2 protein-coding genes and 1 pseudogene are annotated in these 3266 nt (G+C 62.3%); all 3 read left to right on the top strand.

The window, feature by feature from the left end:
• Positions 1-351, top strand: a 351-nt coding sequence (locus ACFFAR_RS28790; protein ID WP_174365546.1) for a phosphatase PAP2 family protein, incomplete at its 5' end; no start/stop codon positions are given.
• A gap of 183 nt (positions 352-534) precedes the next feature.
• Positions 535-2787 carry an ATP-binding protein gene (locus ACFFAR_RS28785; RefSeq protein ID WP_375508967.1) on the top strand — a complete coding sequence of 751 codons (2253 nt, stop codon included), beginning with the start codon at positions 535-537 and terminating at the stop codon, positions 2785-2787.
• Between the two features lie 197 nt (positions 2788-2984).
• Positions 2985-3266: pseudogene (locus ACFFAR_RS28780) on the top strand (hypothetical protein); the annotation flags it as partial.

Genomic DNA, 3266 nt, shown 5'->3' with positions numbered 1-3266 from the left:
GACCACGCAATGATCTGGATGGCGGTCTCGATGGGAATTTTCATTGTCTGGAAACGCGCGGGCTTTGCCGCTCTTGCCTATACGCTCGTCTTTATCTGCTTGCCGCGCGTGTACCTGGGACTGCATTATCCGACCGATATCATTGCCGGCGCTTTACTCGGAATGATGAGCACGTATTTGTTGACGAGAGATGAAATCCGGCCGGCGGTCACACAGCCCGTCCTGCGATTTATCAACCAATACCCCGGCCCGAGTGGCGCGCTGGCGTTCATTATTTGTTTCGAACTCGTCAGCCAATTCGACGAAGTGCGTCAGATTGCGCAATATCTTCTTAAACCCCATTCGCATTAGCACAAGGGCATGCATTGCGCACGGTCTCCCAACTTCCCGCGCAACTCGTCCAAAAAAACCATCCGATTTCAAATAGAATCGCGTCAGGCGCCGACATGGGATAACGGCATGATTTATGCGCGCCAGGTAATCAGCGCGCATCCCGCGCAGCCGGAACCATCCGCACTCAAGTGAAAACGATCCATGACGCCGCATCGCGAGGACTCAGGCGCTGACCACTGGCAAGACGAGCCGCCGTTCCCGGTCGTGCCCGAGCGCAACTTCGCCGCTCAGCGCGCCACGTTGCGGGTCTTGCTGATCGCAGCCATTGTCCTGCCTTGCCTCTACGTGGCGGTCATGTCGTGGAGCGACCTGAAGGCGCGGGAAGCCGATGCCGCCGAGGTGGCCGAGCGCAACGCCCACGTCGCCGAAGAGCATGCGCTGAAAGTCTTCGATATGAACCAGACGCTCAACGCACGCGTAATCGATCTGATCGACGGCGTTGACGACGTCACGCTGCGCCGCGACGAGGCGTCCATCCACGACAAACTCAAGGCGATGGGCGGAGGCTATCCGCAGGTGGCATCGGTGAGCATTTTCGGCGCCGATGGACGGCTGATCGCCACGAGCCGGGTGTTCCCGGCACCCGATATATCCATTGCTACGCGCGAAGACTTCATTGCCGTGCGCGATCGTCCGGCGGTCGAGAATGTCTCGAGCGTCATGCAGGGCAAGGTAGTGGGCGAAAGCGTTTTCAATACCGCGGTGCCGCGCAAGGCACCGGACGGCCAGTTCGCCGGGATCGTATCGATCGCGCTGCGTCCGAGTTACTTCGCGGGGTTCTATGAAGAACTGCTCGGCGATAACACCAGCGTTTCCCTCGGCCTGACAAGGGCCGACGGCGCCGTACTCGCGTGGTATCCGGTGCGCCCGGCGAACCGCATGGAACTCGCGGCCAGTTCGCCGCTGCGCGAAGCGTATTTGTCGGACCGGCACGCGGGCGTCGTGCGTATGCGCTCCGGGCTCGATAACCAGATGAAAGTGGTCGCGTTCCGGCGCGTGGGCACCTACCCCGTTTATGTATCGAGCGGCTACCCCATCGCAACGATCTGGGCCGGCTGGTACAGGCATGTCAGCGTACTGGTGTTGTCGCTGTTCGCGCCTTGCATCGTTTTGTGGGGCGTGATCTGGCTGTCGCTGCGCCGTCTCGCCAACGAAGAAGACGCGTGGGAACGCTGGCAGGCGGAAGCGTCGATGCGCCGGTCCATCGAATCGGCCTACCGGCAGGCGCGCAAGATGGAAGCGCTCGGCAATCTGGTCGGCAGCGTCGCGCACGATTTCAACAACCTGCTGATGATCCTTTCCACCAATGTGCAGATCGCGCGAAGGCGCGGCGCGCCGGGACTCGACCGCGAATTGTCGGCAATGGAACGCGCGCTCAAAAGCGGCCAGTCGCTGACACGCCAGTTGCTCGGCGTGGCGCGCAAGCAGCCGCTGCGCAATGAGACCATCGCGATCGGCAAATGGCTGCCCGCGTGCCGCGAACTGCTGAAGGCATCGCTTGGAGCGAAGGTCGCGCTGACGCTGGAATCGGATTCGGATGTCTGGCCGATTCGCGTCGATGCCGCCGAACTCGAACTCGCGCTGATCAACGTCGCGGTGAACGCCCGCGACGCCATGCCCAACGGCGGCACGTTCTCCGTGCGCGCTGACAATGTGCAGTTTCGCCACGAAGACGGCTTTCCGATAGTCGGCGAGTTCGTGCAACTGACGCTCGAAGATACCGGCGACGGCATGAGCCCCGAGATTCTCGGCCGCGCGTTCGAGCCGCTTTTCACCACCAAGTCGAAGGGCATGGGCACCGGGCTCGGATTGCCGCAAGTATTTGCGTTCTGCGAGCGCGCGGGCGGCGTTGCGACCATCGACAGCGCTGTGGGTGCGGGCACGTCGGTGCGGCTTTATTTGCCGCGGGCGAGCGCATCGGCGGTGCAGACACCCGACGTCCCGAACGAGACCGCCGCGCCTGGCGATTCGGCGGGTTTGCGCGTGCTGTTGGTGGAAGACAACGAGGAAGTGGCTGCGGGCACGGAAGCGTTGTTAACGATGATGAACCATCAGGTCACGCATATCTTCAACGCCGACGGCGCGATCGCAATGCTGGACCTTGCCCGGCAGAATGCCTCCACGGGCGGCGCCTTGCCGTTCGACGTCGTTCTCTCCGATATCCATATGCCCGGCAAGCTGAACGGCATCGACCTGGCGGAGATCCTGCAGACGTGGACGCCGCGCGTGCCCGTGATCCTCGTCACCGGCTACGCGGAAGAACTCGACCGCGCACGTCATGTAGATGCGCGCGTGCTGTCGAAACCATTCGATATTGGCCTGCTCGACTCCCTTCTTCAAGCCATTCGCGAAGACCTGACGGCACGCGCCGAGCACGGCGAGGCGCCGCACTGAGTTTTTTGGCCCGGGTTTTGTAAAAACGTCCGCACTTTTCATGGGAACGCGGGGAATTGGCACTTCCCGCGCCGCCCTGCTGCGCCTGCCGCGCGACCCGGCACGGGAGTTGCGAACCCTAGCGGGACTTGCGGCAGATACGTACAAACATGTACATCGCGTCGCAACTCACTCCAAGGCCACCCAGGGAGGCAGCCATGCGACACACAGTTATCGGTATCTTCGACACCTACGATCAGGCCGAAGTGGCGCGCAGCGCGCTGGTAGCGTCCGGGTTTGCGCGTTCCGACGTCGAACTCCAGGCCGCGCCGGACCCATCCTCGCCCGGTGACCCCGCGCTCGCGCCCGGTATTGGCATTGGTCAGCCGCCTGAAACGGGCGGTGTACTTGCAAACATTGAACGCTTCTTTTCGATGCTGTTCGGGGGCCGCGATCAACCGCCCGAAGTAGCCCATTATTCCGAAGCCGTGCGGCGTGGG

The organism is uncultured Caballeronia sp., from assembly GCF_964243625.1.
Taxonomy (GTDB): domain Bacteria; phylum Pseudomonadota; class Gammaproteobacteria; order Burkholderiales; family Burkholderiaceae; genus Caballeronia.
Note: the sequence above shows the minus strand (reverse complement) of the source record. Positions and strands in the feature narration are given on the sequence as shown.